General features: G+C 63.6%; 17 protein-coding genes. 14 read left to right on the top strand and 3 right to left on the bottom strand.

The window, feature by feature from the left end:
- Positions 1-42: 42 nt before the first annotated feature.
- The 3 genes from JQ609_RS02515 to JQ609_RS02505 are packed head-to-tail and all read left to right on the top strand — an operon-like array spanning position 43 to position 3,073.
- Positions 43-723, top strand: a complete 681-nt coding sequence (locus tag JQ609_RS02515; protein ID WP_212272044.1) for an ABC transporter ATP-binding protein — start codon at positions 43-45, stop codon at positions 721-723.
- Positions 720-1,880 carry an ABC transporter permease gene (locus JQ609_RS02510; RefSeq protein WP_212206985.1) on the top strand — a complete coding sequence of 387 codons (1,161 nt, stop codon included), beginning with the start codon at positions 720-722 and terminating at the stop codon, positions 1,878-1,880. The genes JQ609_RS02515 and JQ609_RS02510 overlap by 4 nt, the downstream gene beginning before the upstream one ends.
- Before the next feature lie 2 nt (positions 1,881-1,882).
- Positions 1,883-3,073 carry an ABC transporter permease gene (locus tag JQ609_RS02505; RefSeq protein ID WP_212206986.1) on the top strand — a complete coding sequence of 397 codons (1,191 nt, stop codon included), beginning with the start codon at positions 1,883-1,885 and terminating at the stop codon, positions 3,071-3,073.
- A 123-nt stretch (positions 3,074-3,196) separates the two neighbouring features.
- On the opposite strand, the gene serB is transcribed toward JQ609_RS02505, so the two are convergent.
- Positions 3,197-4,090, bottom strand: a complete 894-nt coding sequence (serB, locus tag JQ609_RS02500; RefSeq protein WP_212271900.1) for a phosphoserine phosphatase SerB — start codon at positions 4,088-4,090, stop codon at positions 3,197-3,199.
- Between serB and miaA the strand changes: the two genes are divergently transcribed.
- The 8 genes from miaA to ilvC all read left to right on the top strand — a co-directional run bounded on the left by miaA (position 4,089) and on the right by ilvC (position 12,128).
- On the top strand, positions 4,089-5,018 hold the full coding sequence (gene miaA / locus JQ609_RS02495) for a tRNA (adenosine(37)-N6)-dimethylallyltransferase MiaA (RefSeq protein WP_212272043.1): 930 nt from the start codon (positions 4,089-4,091) through the stop codon (positions 5,016-5,018). The two genes, serB and miaA, sit on opposite strands and share 2 nt — an antisense overlap.
- A 406-nt stretch (positions 5,019-5,424) precedes the next feature.
- Positions 5,425-7,200: an acetolactate synthase 3 large subunit gene (locus tag JQ609_RS02490; protein ID WP_212271899.1), complete on the top strand. Its 1,776-nt coding sequence runs from the start codon at positions 5,425-5,427 to the stop codon at positions 7,198-7,200.
- A 5-nt stretch (positions 7,201-7,205) separates the two neighbouring features.
- Positions 7,206-8,192: a threonine dehydratase gene (locus JQ609_RS02485; RefSeq protein WP_212271898.1), complete on the top strand. Its 987-nt coding sequence runs from the start codon at positions 7,206-7,208 to the stop codon at positions 8,190-8,192.
- A 19-nt stretch (positions 8,193-8,211) separates the two neighbouring features.
- Positions 8,212-8,754 (top strand): acetolactate synthase small subunit, encoded by a 543-nt coding sequence (ilvN, locus tag JQ609_RS02480; protein WP_192737977.1) that lies wholly within the window; start codon positions 8,212-8,214, stop codon positions 8,752-8,754.
- A 3-nt stretch (positions 8,755-8,757) separates the two neighbouring features.
- Positions 8,758-9,456, top strand: coding sequence for a class I SAM-dependent methyltransferase (locus tag JQ609_RS02475; protein WP_212206989.1), 699 nt, complete (start codon positions 8,758-8,760; stop codon positions 9,454-9,456).
- A gap of 5 nt (positions 9,457-9,461) precedes the next feature.
- A complete protein-coding gene (locus JQ609_RS02470; protein ID WP_212271897.1) occupies positions 9,462-10,352 on the top strand; it encodes an EamA family transporter in 891 nt (296 codons plus the stop codon).
- Between the two features lie 7 nt (positions 10,353-10,359).
- On the top strand, positions 10,360-10,962 hold the full coding sequence (locus JQ609_RS02465) for a LysE family translocator (RefSeq protein ID WP_212206991.1): 603 nt from the start codon (positions 10,360-10,362) through the stop codon (positions 10,960-10,962).
- Positions 10,963-11,108: 146 nt separating this feature from the next.
- Positions 11,109-12,128: a ketol-acid reductoisomerase gene (ilvC, locus tag JQ609_RS02460; protein WP_192737974.1), complete on the top strand. Its 1,020-nt coding sequence runs from the start codon at positions 11,109-11,111 to the stop codon at positions 12,126-12,128.
- A gap of 148 nt (positions 12,129-12,276) precedes the next feature.
- On the opposite strand, the gene JQ609_RS02455 is transcribed toward ilvC, so the two are convergent.
- On the bottom strand, positions 12,277-13,416 hold the full coding sequence (locus tag JQ609_RS02455; RefSeq protein WP_212271896.1) for a DUF2336 domain-containing protein: 1,140 nt from the start codon (positions 13,414-13,416) through the stop codon (positions 12,277-12,279).
- A gap of 570 nt (positions 13,417-13,986) precedes the next feature.
- On the opposite strand from JQ609_RS02455, the gene JQ609_RS02450 reads away from it, so the two are divergent.
- Entirely contained in the window at positions 13,987-14,838 is an 852-nt protein-coding gene (locus JQ609_RS02450) for an SDR family oxidoreductase (RefSeq protein ID WP_212271895.1), read from the top strand.
- Positions 14,839-14,845: 7 nt separating this feature from the next.
- Entirely contained in the window at positions 14,846-15,085 is a 240-nt protein-coding gene (locus tag JQ609_RS02445; protein ID WP_212271894.1) for a hypothetical protein, read from the top strand.
- 33 nt (positions 15,086-15,118) lie between these two features.
- Here JQ609_RS02445 and JQ609_RS02440 read toward each other — a convergent pair whose 3' ends face one another.
- Positions 15,119-15,742 (bottom strand): ferric reductase-like transmembrane domain-containing protein, encoded by a 624-nt coding sequence (locus tag JQ609_RS02440; protein WP_212271893.1) that lies wholly within the window; start codon positions 15,740-15,742, stop codon positions 15,119-15,121.
- Between the two features lie 111 nt (positions 15,743-15,853).
- On the opposite strand from JQ609_RS02440, the gene JQ609_RS02435 reads away from it, so the two are divergent.
- Positions 15,854-16,552: a TetR/AcrR family transcriptional regulator gene (locus tag JQ609_RS02435; protein WP_212206996.1), complete on the top strand. Its 699-nt coding sequence runs from the start codon at positions 15,854-15,856 to the stop codon at positions 16,550-16,552.
- The last annotated feature ends 141 nt before the right edge of the window (positions 16,553-16,693 follow it).

The following is a 16,693-nucleotide window of genomic DNA, read 5'->3' as shown; positions in this document are numbered from 1 at the left end:
CGGAAACCTTGAGAGGAGAAAAGCGTGACAGCCGAGCATCCGATGGTTCGCCTTACCGGCGTAGCCAAGCGTTTCACCAAGGGCAAGGAAACAATCTCGATCTTCGACCATCTCGATCTTGCGATTCCGCGCGGCGACTTCATGGCCGTCATGGGACCGTCCGGTTCGGGCAAGACGACGCTGCTAAATTTGCTCGGGGGTATCGATCGCGTCGACGCCGGCGAAATTTCGGTTGCGGACCAGCGCATCGATGGTCTCTCCGAAGGTGAACTCGCCGCCTGGAGGGCCGCCAATATCGGCTTCATCTTCCAATTCTACAATCTGATGCCGATGCTGACCGCGGCGCAGAACGTTGAACTGCCGTTGTTGCTCACCAGGTTGAACCGCAAGGATCGCGCCGCGCGCGTTCACACCGCACTGTCCGTGGTTGGACTCGCCGATCGGGTCAAGCATCGTCCGCGCGAAATGTCGGGCGGCCAGCAGCAGCGCGTGGCGATTGCACGCGCGATTGTCTCGGATCCAAACCTGTTGCTGTGCGACGAACCGACCGGCGACCTCGACCGGCAATCCGCCGACGAGATCCTTTCAATCCTGCAATTGCTGAATGGCGAACTCGGCAAGACCATCGTGATGGTAACGCACGATCCGGCGGCGGCCAACTATGCCAAGCGCGTCCTGCATCTCGACAAGGGCCGCTTCGTCGAACGGGAGCTCGCCGCGTGAACGACTTCGACCTGGTCCGGAAAAACCTGTTCCGCCGCAAATTGCGCGCCAGCCTGATGATCGTGTCGATCCTGATCGCCTTCATGATCTTCGGCGTGCTCGCTGGATTCTACCGCGCCTTCACCGCCGGCGAAGATGCCGCCGCCGCGGACCGCATGATCACCGTCAACAAGATCAACTTCACCCAGCCGCTGCCGATCGCCTACTATAATCGGGTGCGGGCGGTGGAAGGCGTGCGGCAGGTGACCTTCGCCAACTGGTTCGGCGGCTACTATCAGGACCCGAAGAATTTCCTGATGTCGCTGGCGATCGAGCCGAGCACCTATTTCGACGTGTACCGCAGCGAATTCGAAGTTCCGCCCGAACAGCTTCAAGCCTTCATGCGAGATCGCGGCAGCGCGGTGGTCGGCGAAAGCCTGGCGCAGAAGTGGGGCTGGAAGATCGGCGATCGCATCCCCGTTGCGAGCAATATTTTCAGCCAGAAGAGCGGCGGGCATACCTGGGATCTCACCATTGCCGGCATCGTCAAGGGCAAGGCCGAGCACGTCGACACCAACTTCCTGCTGTTTCAATACGCCTACTTCGACGAGACCCGCTCGTTCGGCAAGGACACCATCGGCTGGATGATCCTTCAGACCACCTCTCCCGAAAGCAACCCTCGCGTCGCAAAGACGATCGACGCGATGTTCGCCAATTCTACCGCCGAGACCTCGACCGACACCGAAAAGGCCTTCGGCAAGGCGTTCGCGGCCCAGTTCGGCAACATCGCGCTGATTGTATTGCTGGTTGTGGGTGCCGCCTTCGTCACCATCCTGATGATCGTCGGCAATACCATGGCGCTGTCGATCCGGGAGCGCACCCGCGAGATCGGCGTGCTGAAGACGCTCGGCTTTTCGGGCCCGCGGATCCTTGGGATGGTGCTCGGCGAATCCGTATTGCTGGCGCTGCTCGGCGGAATTCCCGGGCTGGCGATTGCGGCGCTGATCGCCATGGCCCTGCGCTCGAGCCTCTCCAACATCGCGCCCGCTTTTGCCGTGTCGCCGACCATCATCATGCAGGGCCTGGCGTTGATGATTGCGCTCGGGCTGATCACGGGGATCATTCCGGCGCTCAACGCCATGCGGCTCAAAATTGCAACCGCGCTTGGACGGGGATAGACATGCGTTCGCTCTGGCTTCAGGTGGCCGCCGTCACAGCCATCAACCTCAGGAGCATAGCGCAGCGGCGCTGGCTCTCGCTCTCGACGGTGATCGCGATCGCGTTGGTGGTGATCGTCCTGCTCGCGTTCCTGGCGATGGCCAACGGGTTCCAGCGCACCATCGCGGGATCCGGAGCCGATGACATCGCAATCGTGCTGCGGGCCGGCTCGCAGGCCGAAATCAACAGTACCGTGAGCCGCGATCAGGTACGGCTGATCGAGGACGGTCCCGGCATCGCGCGCGGCAGCGACGGCAAGCCCCTGATCTCGCCGGAGCTCTATCTGGTGGTCGACGGCATCAAACGCTCGACCGGGACCAAGGCCAACTTGCCGCTGCGCGGGATCGGGGAACAGGGCGCCGCGCTGCGCAACGGCATCACCGTCACCGCAGGCCGCATGTTCAACCGGGGCAGCAACGAGGTGGTGGTCGGCAAGGCCCTGCTGCGGGAATTCGAGGGATTCGACCTCGGCAGCACCGTGGCTTTCGGCGCCACGCGCTGGACCGTGGTCGGCGTGTTCGACGCCGGCGGCAGCGTGTTCGAATCCGAGATTTGGGCCGATCTCAACGTGGTGCAGAGCCTGTTCAATCGCAACAATATCGTCCAGATCGTGCGCGCGCGCCTCACCGGGCCGGCCGCCCTCAATGAGCTCAAAACCTATAGCGACAACGATCCGCGGCTGAAGCTCGATGTCAAATCCGAAGCAGCTTACTTTGCGGAACAGGCCTCGCAGACCTCCGATTTGATTCAGAAACTTGGCTGGCCGCTGGCGATCGCGATGGCGCTGGGCGCGGTCGCCGGCGCGCTCAACACGATGTATTCGTCGGTTGCCAGCCGCGCGACGGAAATCGCAACGCTGCGCGCCATCGGCTTCGGTGGTTTTCCTGCGTTCGTCGGGACGCTCGCCGAATCGCTGGTGCTCGCCGTCATAGGCGGCTTGCTCGGCGCCGCCGCCACTTATCTGATTTTCGACGGCGTCACGGCGTCCACCCTTGGCGGGAACTTCACCCAGGTGGTGTTCGACTTCAAGCTCAGTCCCCGGCTGATCGCCGAGGGGGTTGGGCTGGCGCTGATCGTGGGCCTGATCGGCGGACTGTTTCCGGCCCTGCGGGCCGCGCGATTGCCGATCGTCGAAGGCCTGTACGCGCACTAGGGCAGCCCCATTCTTACTTTGCATGGGGTTGTTTTCGCGATTTTGTGTCGAGCCGCCGCACCAGCGCGAGCGGGTCGTCACGAACAAGCAATTAAATGCTTTGTGTCCAGGTGCGTCGGTGGTTCACGCCGTCACGAATTCATCGCGCCGATAGCCCTGCGCATACAGCAATGCCGTGAGATCGCCGTGATCGATCCGGGCCGCGGCGGCCGCCGCCACCGCCGGCTTGGCGTGATAGGCGACGCCGAGGCCGGCGGCCTCGATCATGCCGAGATCGTTGGCGCCGTCGCCGGTCACCAGCGTGTCGATGTCGTCGAGATCAAAGGACTCGGTGAGTTCGACCAGCGTCGCGAGTTTGGTGGCGCGGCCCAGGATCGGCTCGATGACTTCGCCCGTGAGCTTGCCGCCCGATACCTCCAATTCGTTGGCGCGGTTTTCCTGGAATCCGATCATCGCGGCGACCGCATGGGTGAACAGCGTAAAGCCGCCCGAGATCAGGCAGGTGTAGGCGCCGTTGGCGCGCATGGTCATGACCAGTTCGCGGCCGCCCGGCGTCGCCGTGATGCGCTTTTTCAGCACTTCATCGACCACGCCGACCGGCATGTCTTTCAGCAGCGCGACGCGCTCGCGCAGCGCCGGCTCGAACTCGATTTCGCCGCGCATCGCGCGCTCGGTAATGGCGGCGACGTGCGCCTTCAGTCCGGCAAAATCGGCCAGTTCGTCGATACACTCCTGGCCGATCATGGTGGAATCCATGTCGGCGAGAAAAAGCTTCTTGCGCCGGAAGGCGGCAGGCTGCACCACAATGTCGATCGGCAGGTCGCCGCGCGCCTGGCGCAGGCGCGCTTCGATCGCCTTGATATCCTCGCTGCCCGTGAAGGGGATATCGACCGCGACTTCGTCGAACAGCCATTGGGCCGTGCCGGGCGAGGGCAGGACGGCCAGCGCGCCGTCGACGATGGTGGAGTCGAGCGCGGGGTTGACGGGATTGCAGATGAGCGTGGCGACGAGGGACATGCAGGCGAATTCGCGTTTGGGGAATAAGGCCGTGCTTATCGCAGGGCCGACCGCCAGCGGCAAGTCGGCGCTGGCCCTTGAGCTGGCGCAAAAAACCGGCGGCGTCGTCATCAACACCGATTCCATGCAGGTCTATCGCGATCTCCGTGTCATCACGGCCCGCCCGACGCCCGCCGAAGAGGCGCAGGCGCCGCATTGGCTCTATGGCCATGTTGATGCCGCCGTGAATTTTTCCGCCGGCGCGTGGGTCGCGGACGCCGCCAAAATGCTGTCGGAAGCACAATCCGCAAAACGGCTGCCGATCTTCGTCGGCGGTTCCGGCCTCTATTTCAAGGCGCTGACGCGCGGCCTGTCGGCGGTGCCGCCGATCCCGGCCGAAGTGCGTGACAGCGTGCGCGCGCGGCTGGAGCGCGATGGCGTCGAAGCGCTGCACGCCGAACTGGCGCACCGCGATCCGGTAACGGCGGAACGCCTGAAGCCGCGCGACCGCGCCCGCATCGCACGGGCACTCGAGGTGGTCGAGGCGACCGGCCGCGCGCTGACCGACTGGCACCGCGAAGGCCTGCCGCCGCTGCTGCCGCAAGGCGCGTTTCACGCGGTGTTTCTGGCGCCCGAGCGCGACCTGCTCTATGCCCGGATCGATGCGCGGTTCGATGCGATGCTGGCAGCAGGCGCATTGGAGGAGGTGGCCGCGCTCGCCGCCCGACACCTCGACCCGCTGCTGCCGGCGATGAAGGCCCATGGCGTGCCGGCGCTGATCCGGCATTTGAGGGGCGAGATCAGCCAAGCGGAGGCCGCCGAGACCGGCCGCGCCGACACCCGCCACTACGCCAAGCGGCAGTTTACCTGGTTCCGGCACCAATTGCCGGAATTTGAGTGGGTGGCGCCAGGGGCGGCGCGGGGGTGGGTCGACCAGATCCCTGTCTAGGTCGTCATGGCCGGGCTTGCCCGGGCCACCCACGTCTTTGCCGCAAGGAGGCAAGACCTGGATGACGAGGAGTGGTTTGCATGGCAGGGAACAGCAAATTCGCACTCGCCGAACGGCCGGAACCCCGTTACACTGCCTTAATCGGGCTGAAAGCGTCCTTCCCTTGACTTCCGGGGTCCGGTCGCTATAACCCGCGTAATCTTCGGGAAGTCTGGGCCGTCTGATGCGTAATATTATTACCAAACTCCTTATCGTAGTCGTACCCTGGCGCACCGCCCGGGATGGCTGAGGCCATCCAGTTGCAGGCGGTGTGCATAGGGCCTCTGGGGCCCTTTTTTATTTCCCAAATCCAAGCCGACGAAGCCGCGCAGACACAGCGCATCCGGAGCAAGCCAAGGAAAACGTCATGACCGACAAGAGCCACGATCCGAACCAGATGACCGGTGCCGCGATGATCGTGCGCGCGCTCATCGATCATGGCGTCCAGCATTTGTTCGGCTATCCCGGCGGTGCGGTGCTTCCGATCTATGACGAGATCTTCCAGCAGAGCGAGGTCGAGCACATCCTGGTGCGGCACGAGCAGGGCGCCGGCCACGCCGCCGAAGGCTATGCGCGCTCGACCGGCAAGCCGGGCGTCGTGCTGGTGACTTCCGGCCCCGGCGCCACCAATATGGTGACGCCGCTGACGGACGCGCTGATGGATTCGATTCCGCTGGTCTGCATCACCGGGCAGGTGCCGACGCATTTGATCGGCAATGATGCGTTCCAGGAATGCGACACCGTCGGGATCACGCGGCCCTGCACCAAGCACAATTGGCTGGTGCGCGACGTCAACGATCTCGCGAAAGTGCTGCACGAGGCGTTCTACGTCGCCACGACCGGCCGTCCCGGTCCCGTCGTGGTCGACGTGCCAAAGGACGTGCAGTTCGCGACCGGCACCTATCATCCGCCGCGCAAGTCCGACGTGCATGTTTCCTACACGCCGCGGGTCAAGGGTGATGCGACGCAGATCCGCAAGGCCGTGGCGCTGCTCGCCGGCGCAAGGCGCCCGGTGATCTATAGCGGCGGCGGCGTCATTAATTCCGGACGCGAAGCCTCGAAATTGCTGCGCGAACTGGTCGAAGTCACCGGCTTTCCGATCACGTCGACCCTGATGGGGCTCGGCGCCTATCCCGCGAGCGGCAAGAATTGGCTCGGCATGCTCGGCATGCACGGTACCTATGAATCCAACATGGCGATGCATGATTGCGACGTCATGCTGTGCGTCGGCGCGCGCTTCGACGACCGCATCACCGGCCGCACCGACGCGTTCTCGCCAGGCTCGAAGAAGATCCACATCGACATCGATCCGTCCTCGATCAACAAGAACATCCACGTCGACGTGCCGATCATCGGCGACTGCGGCAACGTGCTCGGCGACCTGTTGCAGGTGTTCAAGGCGGAAGCGAAAAAACCTGATATCAAGGCGTGGTGGCAGGAGATCGCCGTATGGCGGGCGCGCAATTCGCTCGCCTACCGGAAGAACAGCGAAGTCATCCTGCCGCAGTACGCCATCGAGCGGCTGTTCGAGGCGACGCGCGGGCACGACACCTACATCACGACCGAAGTCGGTCAGCACCAGATGTGGGCGGCGCAGTTCTTCGGCTTCGAAGAGCCGCACCGCTGGATGACCTCGGGTGGCCTCGGCACCATGGGCTACGGGCTGCCGGCCGCGCTCGGCGTCCAGGTCGCGCATCCCGACAGCCTCGTGATCGATATCGCGGGCGATGCCTCGGTGCAGATGACGATGCAGGAGATGTCGACGGCGGTACAGTTTGAACTGCCGATCAAGATCTTCATTCTGAACAACCAGTACATGGGCATGGTGCGGCAGTGGCAGCAGCTGCTGCACGGCAACCGGCTGTCGCATTCCTATTCGGAGGCGCTGCCGGATTTCGTCAAGCTCGCGGACGCGTTCGGCTGCGTCGGCCTGCAGGCGATCAAGCCCGGCGATCTCGACGGTGCGCTCAAGGAAATGATCTCGATCAAGCGCCCGGTGCTGTTCGATTGCCGCGTCGCGGCGCTGGAAAATTGCTTCCCGATGATTCCGTCAGGCAAGGCGCACAATGAAATGCTGTTGCCGGCGGAAGCGACCGACGAAGCGACCGCGGCCGCCTTCGCCGGCGGCAAGGCGCTGGTGTGACGGCGATGTTTGATCTGGGGCAACTCGAGCGCGCGCACAGGATCGTCGGGGCAGCGATGCCGCCGACGCCGGCGCATGCGTGGCCGCTGCTGGCGCAGCGGCTCGGGGCTGACGTGGTCGTCAAGCACGAGAACCACACCCCGATCGGCGCCTTCAAGGTGCGGGGCGGGCTGGTCTATGTCGAGCGGCTGCAGCGCGAGCGGGCGCAGACTTCAGGAATTATCTCGGCGACCCGCGGCAATCACGGCCAGAGTCTCGCCTTCGCCGCGCGCCGTTTCGGCGTGCCGGCGACGATCTATGTGCCGCATGGCAATTCGCTCGAGAAAAACCAGTCGATGCGCGCTCTCGGCGCCAACCTCGTCGAGCATGGCGAGGATTTTCAGTCGGCCCGCGAGGAATGCGAGCGTCACGCCGAACGCGAGGGCCTCGAGCTGGTGCCGTCGTTCCACCGCGACCTCGTGATGGGCGTTGCCACCTACGCGCTGGAATTGCTGCGCGCTGCTGATGATATCGATGTGCTCTATGTGCCGATCGGGCAGGGCTCCGGCATCTGCGGCTGCATCCTGGCCCGTGATCTGCTCGGGCTAAAGACTGACATCGTCGGCGTGCAGTCGACGGAGGCGCCGTCCTATGCGCTGTCGTTCGCGGCCGGCACTATTGTGAAGACCAACAGCAGCAACACGCTGGCTGACGGCATGGCGACCCGCGTCCCCGACGCCGAGGCGCTGGCGATCATTCGCGACGGCGCCTCGCACATCGTGCAGGTGACCGACGACGAAATTGCCGATGCGGTGCGGGCCTACTGGACCGATACCCACAATCTCGCCGAGGGCGCCGGCGCTGCCGCGCTTGCTGCAGCCCTGCAGGAGAAACCGAAGCTCCGCGGCAAGCGGGTCGGGCTGATCCTGTCCGGCGGCAATATCGATTTCGATCTGTTCTGGAAATGGGTCGCCCGCAACGAAAATGTCACCGCCGCCAAGGCACTGGCGTAGCCAAGATTTGGGAACGACAATGAACCAGCCCGCATCCGCCTACTTCCTCGAAGAGCGCCACGATCCGACCGAGTCGCACACGCTCTCGGTGCTCGTGCAGAACGAGCCGGGCGTGCTCGCGCGCGTGATCGGGCTGTTCTCCGGCCGCGGCTACAACATCGAAAGCCTCACCGTCTCCGAGACCGAGAGCCAGAAACATCTCTCCCGCATCACCATTGTCACGACGGGCACGCCGATGGTGATCGAGCAGATCAAGCACCAGCTCGACCGCATGGTTCCGGTCTATCGCGTCGTCGACATGACGCTGACCGGCCGCTCGATCGAGCGCGAGCTCGCCATGGTCAAGGTGCGCGGCGGCGGCGACAACCGCGTCGAGGCGCTGCGGCTGGCTGACGCGTTCCGCGCCCGCGTGATCGACGCGACCACCGAAAGCTTCGTGTTCGAGATCACCGGCAATTCCGCCAAGGTCAGTCAATTCATCGACCTGATGCGACCGATCGGCCTTGTCGAAGTGTCGCGCACCGGCGTTGCCGCGATCGGACGCGGGCCTGAGGGGATGTGAACCATGCTGGCGCGCGACTGGTATTACAATCAACGGCGGCAACTCGGGCTCGATTCCGCGGTCGCCTCGATCTACGACCGGCATGACGACAGCGACATCCGCGCCCGCGCGGCGCTGACCATGCTTGGCGTCCAAAGCGGCTGGCGGGTGGCCGATATCGGCTGCGGCAACGGCGTATTGGCCGTCGAAGCGGCGCTGATGGGCGCCGAGGTCGATGCCATCGACATCTCGCCGGCAATGCTGGCGCTCGCCAACATCCAGGCGCGCGACCGCAAGGTCGCGGTCCGCACCCAGCCGGCGGGCATGTTGAGCTTCGCCTACCAGCCGAATTCCTACGACCTGATCGTCAGCGAGTTCACGCTGCATCATCTGCCGGATTTCTGGAAGGCGGTGGCGCTGGCGCGGATCCATGCCGCGCTGAAGCCCGGCGCGAATTTCTACCTGCGCGACATCGTCTTTGTCAGCATGCCCGACGGCGTCGATCGCGACGTCGAGGCGTGGGCGGATTTCTCGATCAAGAACCACGATTTCGAGCGCGAGAGCGTGGTCACCCATATGCGCGATGAATATTCGACCTTCGGCTGGGTGATCGAACGCATGCTGACCGATGTTGGCTTCACGCTGGAATCGGTCGATTACCACGCGCCGCTGCACGGCACTTATCTTTTACGCAAACCGAAGCCGGACCACCAACAGAGCTAGAAAAAATGAAACCGGCTGATGTCTGCATCGCCGTCCTGGTAGCGGTGATCTGGGGGCTTGCCTTTGTCGCAAGCCGGATCGCGCTCAACGAATTTTCGCCGGAGCTGATGACGACGCTGCGCTTTGCGATCGCCGCACTGCCGTGCCTGTTCGTGAAGAAGCCCGATGTGTCCTGGCCATTGTTGATCGCGATCAGTTTTACGCTGTTTCTCGGCCAGTTCCTGTCCCAGGCGTTTGCCATCGCCGATGGCGTGCCGGTCGGCTTGTCCAGCGTGATCGTGCAAAGCCAGGCGCTGTTCACCATCGGCTTTGCGGCGCTGCTGTTCAGCGAACTGCCGTCACGCACGCAGACCATCGGCATCGCGATCGCCACGCTTGGTCTTTTGATGATCTGCGGCACCGTCGGCTATGATTTCAGCATCGCGGCGTTCGCCATTCTGATGATCTCGCCGCTCAGCTTTGCGGCCGGCAATCTACTGCTGCGGCGGGCGCAGGATGTGCGGATGTTCGACCTGTTCGCGTGGCTGTGCCTCGCCGCCGCCATTCCGCTGTCCGCGCTGACGCTGGTCAGCAACGGACCGCAGCCGACCTGGCAGGCGCTCTCGCACATGTCGCTGACCGGACTCGTCTGCGTGCTGGCGCTCGGCTTGATCTCCACCAGCGTCGCCTACTGGCTGTGGGGCCGGCTGCTGCGCGATTATCCCGCAGCACAGGTGGTGCCGTTCGCGCTGCTGGTGCCGTTCGTGGGATCCGCCGCTTCCAGTGTCGTGTTCGGCGAAACCTTTGGGCCGCTGCGGCTTGCCGGCATGATCACCGTGGTCGGCGGCATCGCCATCATGCTTTTGGCGAAACGTTCGCAAACCTCATCAAAAACAGTTCTGCCAAAGATCGCGTGAGGCCACCATGTCACATTCGCTGCTGATCGCCTTCGTGCTGTTCGCCACCGTGATGTTCTTCACGCCGGGCCCGAACAACATCATGCTGCTTTCCTCGGGGCTGACTTACGGGTTCCGCCCGACCATCCCGCATATCGCCGGGATCACGGTCGGCTTTGCCTTCATGGTCGGCGCGGTCGGGCTTGGCCTTGGCACCATTTTCATCGCCTATCCGGTGCTGCAGACGATCCTGAAATATGCCGGCGTCGTTTACCTGATCTATCTTGCCGCCGCGATCGCGATGTCCGGTCCGGTTTCGGCCGACCAGGACAACCGCCGCGGGCCGATGACCTTCTGGGGCGCGGCCATGTTCCAATGGGTCAACGCCAAGGGCTGGGTCATGGTGATCGGCACCATCACGGCCTATGCGGCGATCGCGGCCTATCCCTGGAACATCGCGATCCAGGTCGTCCTGAGCCTGTTGCTGGGGGTGCTTTCGTGCACCGCCTGGGCCCTGTTCGGCAGCGCGCTGCGGCCGGTCCTGACCTCGCCGAGGGCCGTGCGGGCCTTCAATATCGTGATGGCGTTGCTGCTGCTGGCCTCGCTCTACCCGGTCTTCATGGACGCATGATGCCGCACCGCGCCATGCAGAAACGGGTTTCCCCTGAAGCGGAAAATGCTCTAGACAACGCCGGAAATTCGCGGGCGACCGGCGCTCCATCTTAACCCAAATGCCTGATTAACCGGCCCATTCTGGCCACCGATGAGGAAACGACTATGCGAGTTTACTACGATCGTGATGCCGACCTGAACCTGATCAAGGGCAAGAAAGTCGTCATCGTCGGCTACGGCAGCCAGGGCCACGCCCATGCGCTGAACTTGAAGGATTCCGGCGTCAAGGAAGTCGCCATTGCGCTGCGCAAGGGCTCGGCTTCGGCCAAGAAGGCGGAGGCCGCTGGCTTCAAGGTGATGGAAGTCGCCGAAGCCGCCAAATGGGCCGACCTCGTCATGATGCTCACCCCCGACGAACTGCAGGGCGACATCTACCGCGAGCATCTGCACGACAACATGAAGAAGGGTGCGGCGCTGGTGTTCGCGCACGGCCTCAACGTGCATTTCAACCTGCTCGACCCGCGCGCCGATCTCGACGTGCTGATGATCGCGCCGAAGGGCCCCGGCCATACCGTGCGCTCGGAATATCAGCGCGGCGGCGGCGTGCCCTGCCTGATCGCGATTTCAAAGGACGTTTCCGGCAATGCCCATGACCTCGGCCTCAGCTACGCCTCGGCGATCGGCGGCGGCCGCGCCGGCATCATCGAGACCACGTTCAAGGAAGAGTGCGAGACCGATTTGTTCGGTGAGCAGGTGGTGCTCTGCGGCGGCCTGGTCGAACTGATCAAGGGCGGCTACGAGACGCTGGTGGAAGCCGGCTACGCGCCGGAGATGGCCTATTTCGAGTGCCTGCACGAAGTGAAGCTGATCGTCGACCTGATCTATGAAGGCGGCATCGCCAACATGAACTACTCGATCTCCAACACCGCCGAATACGGCGAATACGTCACCGGCCCGCGCATCGTGACCGCCGAAACCAAGGCCGAGATGAAGCGCGTGCTGGCCGACATCCAGGGCGGCAAGTTCGCCCGCGACTGGATGCTGGAGAACAAGGTCAACCAGACCTCGTTCAAGGCCACCCGCGCCAAGCTCGCCGAGCATCCGATCGAGGAAGTCGGCGCCAAGCTCCGCGACATGATGCCGTGGATCAAGAAGGGCGCGCTGGTCGACAAGACGAAGAACTGATCGATCTGTTGGATCGGAATGGAATCGGGCCGCGCATTGCGCGGCCCTTTTTCATTCATGGGATCGTAGGGTGGGCAAAGCGAAGCGTACCCACCATTAGGATTTCGGTTTAGATGGTGGGCACGGCGCAAGAGCGCCTTTGCCCACCCTACAGACCGGCGTCGCCTCGGGCACGCGCCGCACCAGATTGGGCATCGTGCGGCTGCTTCTCGATCCGGTTGTGCAACTGCCAGAAGCGCACGGTGCGCTGGGCGGTTTCCATCGACAGTTTCCTGTAGTCCCGCTCGGCAACGGCCAGCGTCTGATCGTCGATCTTCAGCTTCACCGGGCGGTTGCGCAGGATGCTCTCGACCGTCGGCCAGTTCAGCCGGGCTGACCGGCAGGGAATCAGGATGAGGTCGGAGCGGGGCCCTTCGATCAAGCGGGCCATCATTTCGGCCGGCACGTCGTTGAGGACCGCGAGCGAGACCATGACCTCGTCGAATTTTTTGCTCTCGGCGAAACCATAGACCGCCGCGTCGTCCAGCTCTTTCAATTCCATCATCAGCCTGACCAGTTCTTCGGCCACGCGAAAGTCGCGTCCGGACGGAGGTCCCTCGCGCACGATGTCTTCGATCACCCGCCGGATCTCTTCCTGGAGCGCGGGGGGCGCAAGGGCCAACAGCCGGGTGCGAACGGCGTCCTTGGCGCGGCGCAGCAGGTCGCGCAGGAACTTGACGGGAAGATCGAGGCGCAGGCCGAGGATCTCGACCAGTTCGTCGTCAGATTCGGAATGGGCCACCATGCCGGAATAGCCGGCTTCGGAGAACCGCGCGGTTGCGTTCTTCGCCAGCCTGCGAATGACCTTGGTTTGGCCGCGATCGACGATCACGTCGGTGACAGCCTCCGGCAAATTGTCGCGCGCCGAAATTGCGAGCAGATGGTCCTGCCCCTTGCTGCTGGCGATCTCGACCAGCGCTTCGACGCTGATGCGGCTGGAATGGGTGAGCACCTCGCCAGCGACCGCGATTTCATCGTCCCATGCGAGGTATTGAATGACCTCGAACGGCGCATAGTCGAGCGGTGCCAGCCGCTTGCTGAGCTCGGTTCTCGCCCGTGTCTCGACGCGAGCGATCAAGAGGCAGAGCACGTCGTCAAACACCTTGACCTGGTCTTCGCTGAGGCGTTCGCCGTCATTGAGGAAGAGATCGGTGACCTGACGCAGGGTTTCGACGCGCCGGGCTGGCGATCCACCCCTTACGGCATCTTCGAGTTCGGCGATAATCGAGTGAGCCGGCTGTTGCGCCATTGTGGCGGCCTGTTTGTTGTTTCAACTTCAGCACGCACAATGGCGAGCGCGGTCTTTCGCGAGCGTTAAGGCGAAAGCCCGTAGAAATGCGGAACGACAGCGCTGAAAACAGGCAATTGCGAAATTCGCAACCATTGTCGCGAATTCGCCGCAGAACATTGTCCGCTTTGCATTCCTGATTGCTTTACCACGCACGCGACGCTGCATGCCGTTATATTGCGCCGTGATCAGCGCCTAACCGCCGACATCCGCATGATTTGCGCCGTTTCCGGTGTTTTCACCGGCGGCTATCCTCCCCAGGCCTCTGCGGAAAAACGCGCAGGCGAAGCGCTCCGACAACAGGCCATCAAGCCCTGGTCCGCCGTCGAGCAGGCGGTCCATGCGCGCGCGGCGCTAAGGATTTTTTCACGATGAATTCTGTTAACGCTGCCGGACTGCGTTCCTCAACCCCTCCTGCAAGAACGGAGCGCACGCACCCCGGCGTGACGGGAATTTTGGCCGCCGCCGCCGCGCATTGCACTTCTCTCGATCCGGATTACATCAACCCCGCCTCACGGAGGGGAGACAATCATGAGATCCGTCGTCATTACCGGTGCATCCACCGGGATCGGCTGGGCTGCCGCGAAACTGCTGCTCGATCGTGGCTTTCGCGTGTTCGGCAGTGTGCGCAAGCAGGCCGACGCGGACCGCCTCAGGGCTGAGTTCGGCGACAATTTCGCGCCGCTTCGGTTCGACGTCACCGACGAGGCCGCGGTGCTGGCCGCCGCGCGCGAGGTGCGCACCCAATTGAATGGCGAAACGCTCGCGGGCCTCGTCAACAATGCCGGCATCGCGGTGGCGGGTCCCGTGCTTGAACTCGCGGCCGACGAATTCCGCCGCCAGATGGAGGTCAATGTGATCGGGCCGGTTATCGCGACGCAGGCGTTCGGCCCGCTGCTCGGCGCCGATCCGGCACTGAAGGGACCAAAGGGGCGCGTCGTCATGATCTCCTCGGTCTCGGGGAAAAATGGCGCCCCGATGACGTCGGCCTATGCCGCCTCCAAGCACGCGATCGAGGGACTGTCGGAGAGCCTGCGCCGCGAATTGATGCTGTTCGGGATCGACGTCATCATCATCGCGCCCGGCGCGGTAAAAACGCCGATCTGGAGCAAGGCCGAGGAAGTCGACATATCCGGTTACACGAACTCGCCGTTCTTTCCGTCGCTGCAGAAGGTCCGCGCCTACTTGCTGCAGCTTGGTTCGATCGGATTGCCCGCGGAGAAAATCGCCGCGAAGATCTTCGACGCGCTGACGCTGCCAAATCCCAAGGTCCGCTATTCGATCGTGCCCGATCCGCTTCAGGTGCTGGCGGCGGCGCTGCTGCCCAAGCGTACCGTCGACAAGATCATCGCCAGGCGCCTCGGCCTGACGCCGCAGGCATGACGACGCGGTGACAGAATCAATCGGCAAGACCAACGCGGAACTGACCGAACTCGTCAACGAGGCGCTTGGCGATCAACCGGGATGCGAAACGGCGCGCATCACCGGTCTTCAACCGGTGCCGGGCGTCCGCGGCGGCCGCAACTGGGAAATCCCGAGCGTCGCGCTCGGCGACAGCCTGATCAGCGACGTCGATCGCGCCGTGATCACGATTCATCGCCGATTGGGCCGCACGTTTCATCTGATCTGATATCGCCGTACAAGCGCGCAGGCGGTGCGGCCGTCATCCCGCCTGCACCGTGCGCGGCGTTCGCGCTGCGGCCATGCTGATCATCCGCAAGGCAAACACCGCCAGCAGCGGGATCAGGAATAGCGCGTATAGCGGCATGTCGGGAATTCGCTTGCCGAACGAGACCGCGAACTGAAACAGCAGATAATAACCGCCGATCAGATGCAGCCTGCGCCAGGCGCTCGCGCCGAGGGCCTTGGCTGACCGATCGAATGACGTTGCCGTCATCGCGATGATGACGGCATAGCCGATGCCACCGAAAATGTAGGAGGCGGGCGAGGTCGCGGCCGCATAGCCCGCGGGATCCATCATTGCGAAGGCGGCGATCGCAATCGCATGAATGCCGTGCGAGGCAGCGAAGGTCACGCCGAGGTAACGGCGGTTGCGGCGCTGCCATCGCGTCCAGGCATTGGGCCAGAGCCGCGCCAGCGCGGCGGCGCTGAAGGCGAGACAAAAGAGCAGCAGTGAGGTCCGCGCCGTGAAGCGGATCACCATGCGCACGCCATCGACCTCGAATTGCCGCATGCCGGCGATCCAGACGCTAAGCGCGAGCAGGGTCAGCCCCAGCACGGCCAACAGCCGCCAGCCTTCGAACCAGTTTTGACGACTTTCCGACATCGCGCGCTCCCCTGCAAGTAAATGTAATCACCAGTTACATATGCGCGTCACGCATCGTCAATCCGTGTAATCGATGCTTACATTCACAAGGGGGTGATGTTAGGAGAGACGATGCGTTCCTCGGCCAAGCCTCCGTCCGCCAAACTGCCGGCTAGGCCGCGCCGCCCCGCGGCGCGCGCGCCGGCGCCAAAGCCCTATCATCATGGCGATCTGCGCCGGGTCCTGATCGACGCCGCGCTGCAACTGGTCGGCGAGGGCGGTCCTGACGCGGTCAGTGTCCGCGAGGCCGCCCGCCGCGCCGGGGTGTCGCCGGGGGCGCCGTTCCGGCATTTTCCCAGCCGCGACGCCCTGATGAACGCGGTCGCCGAGGAGGCGCAGCGCAGGTTCCGGGCCGAGATCGAAGCGGCGCTGGCCGAGGCACCGGCCAACAATCCTTTGGGCCGGTTCCGCTGCCTGGGGCTTGCTTACCTGCGCTGGGCGATGAAGAACCCGACCCATTTCGAGATCATTTCCAGCCGCCGTTTTTTTGATCATGACAAGACGGCCGGCGTCTCGCAGGACAATGCCGAACTGATCGACCTTGCCGAACGCACGCTGGCGGAGGCGTTTGCACAGGGGCAATTGCGCTCGGCGGACCTGAAACAGGTGCAGATCGCCGGCCGGGCGCTGGTCTATGGCTTCGCCCGGATGAATATCGACGGTCATTTTCCGCGCTGGGGCGTCGCCGGCGCGGATGCCGAGCGAACCGCGGAAGCTATCCTAGACCTCTTCATCGAAGGTATCGCCAAAGTTCCCAGCAAATCCGCTTGATGCGTTTGAGGAGCTTTCCGCCGCACGTCACGCAGCAAGCCGGAACCGGCAATCTCGCCGGGCGTTGACAAGGCGCGGCAAGGCGTTCCGCCACCGTTCGCTGCTGCACAATTTAAAGACTGCATCCTGAACCGGGAGGAC

Source organism: Bradyrhizobium sp. AUGA SZCCT0169 (assembly GCF_018130085.1).
Taxonomy (GTDB): Bacteria; Pseudomonadota; Alphaproteobacteria; order Rhizobiales; family Xanthobacteraceae; genus Bradyrhizobium.
This window is presented reverse-complemented; position numbering and strand designations above follow the sequence as displayed.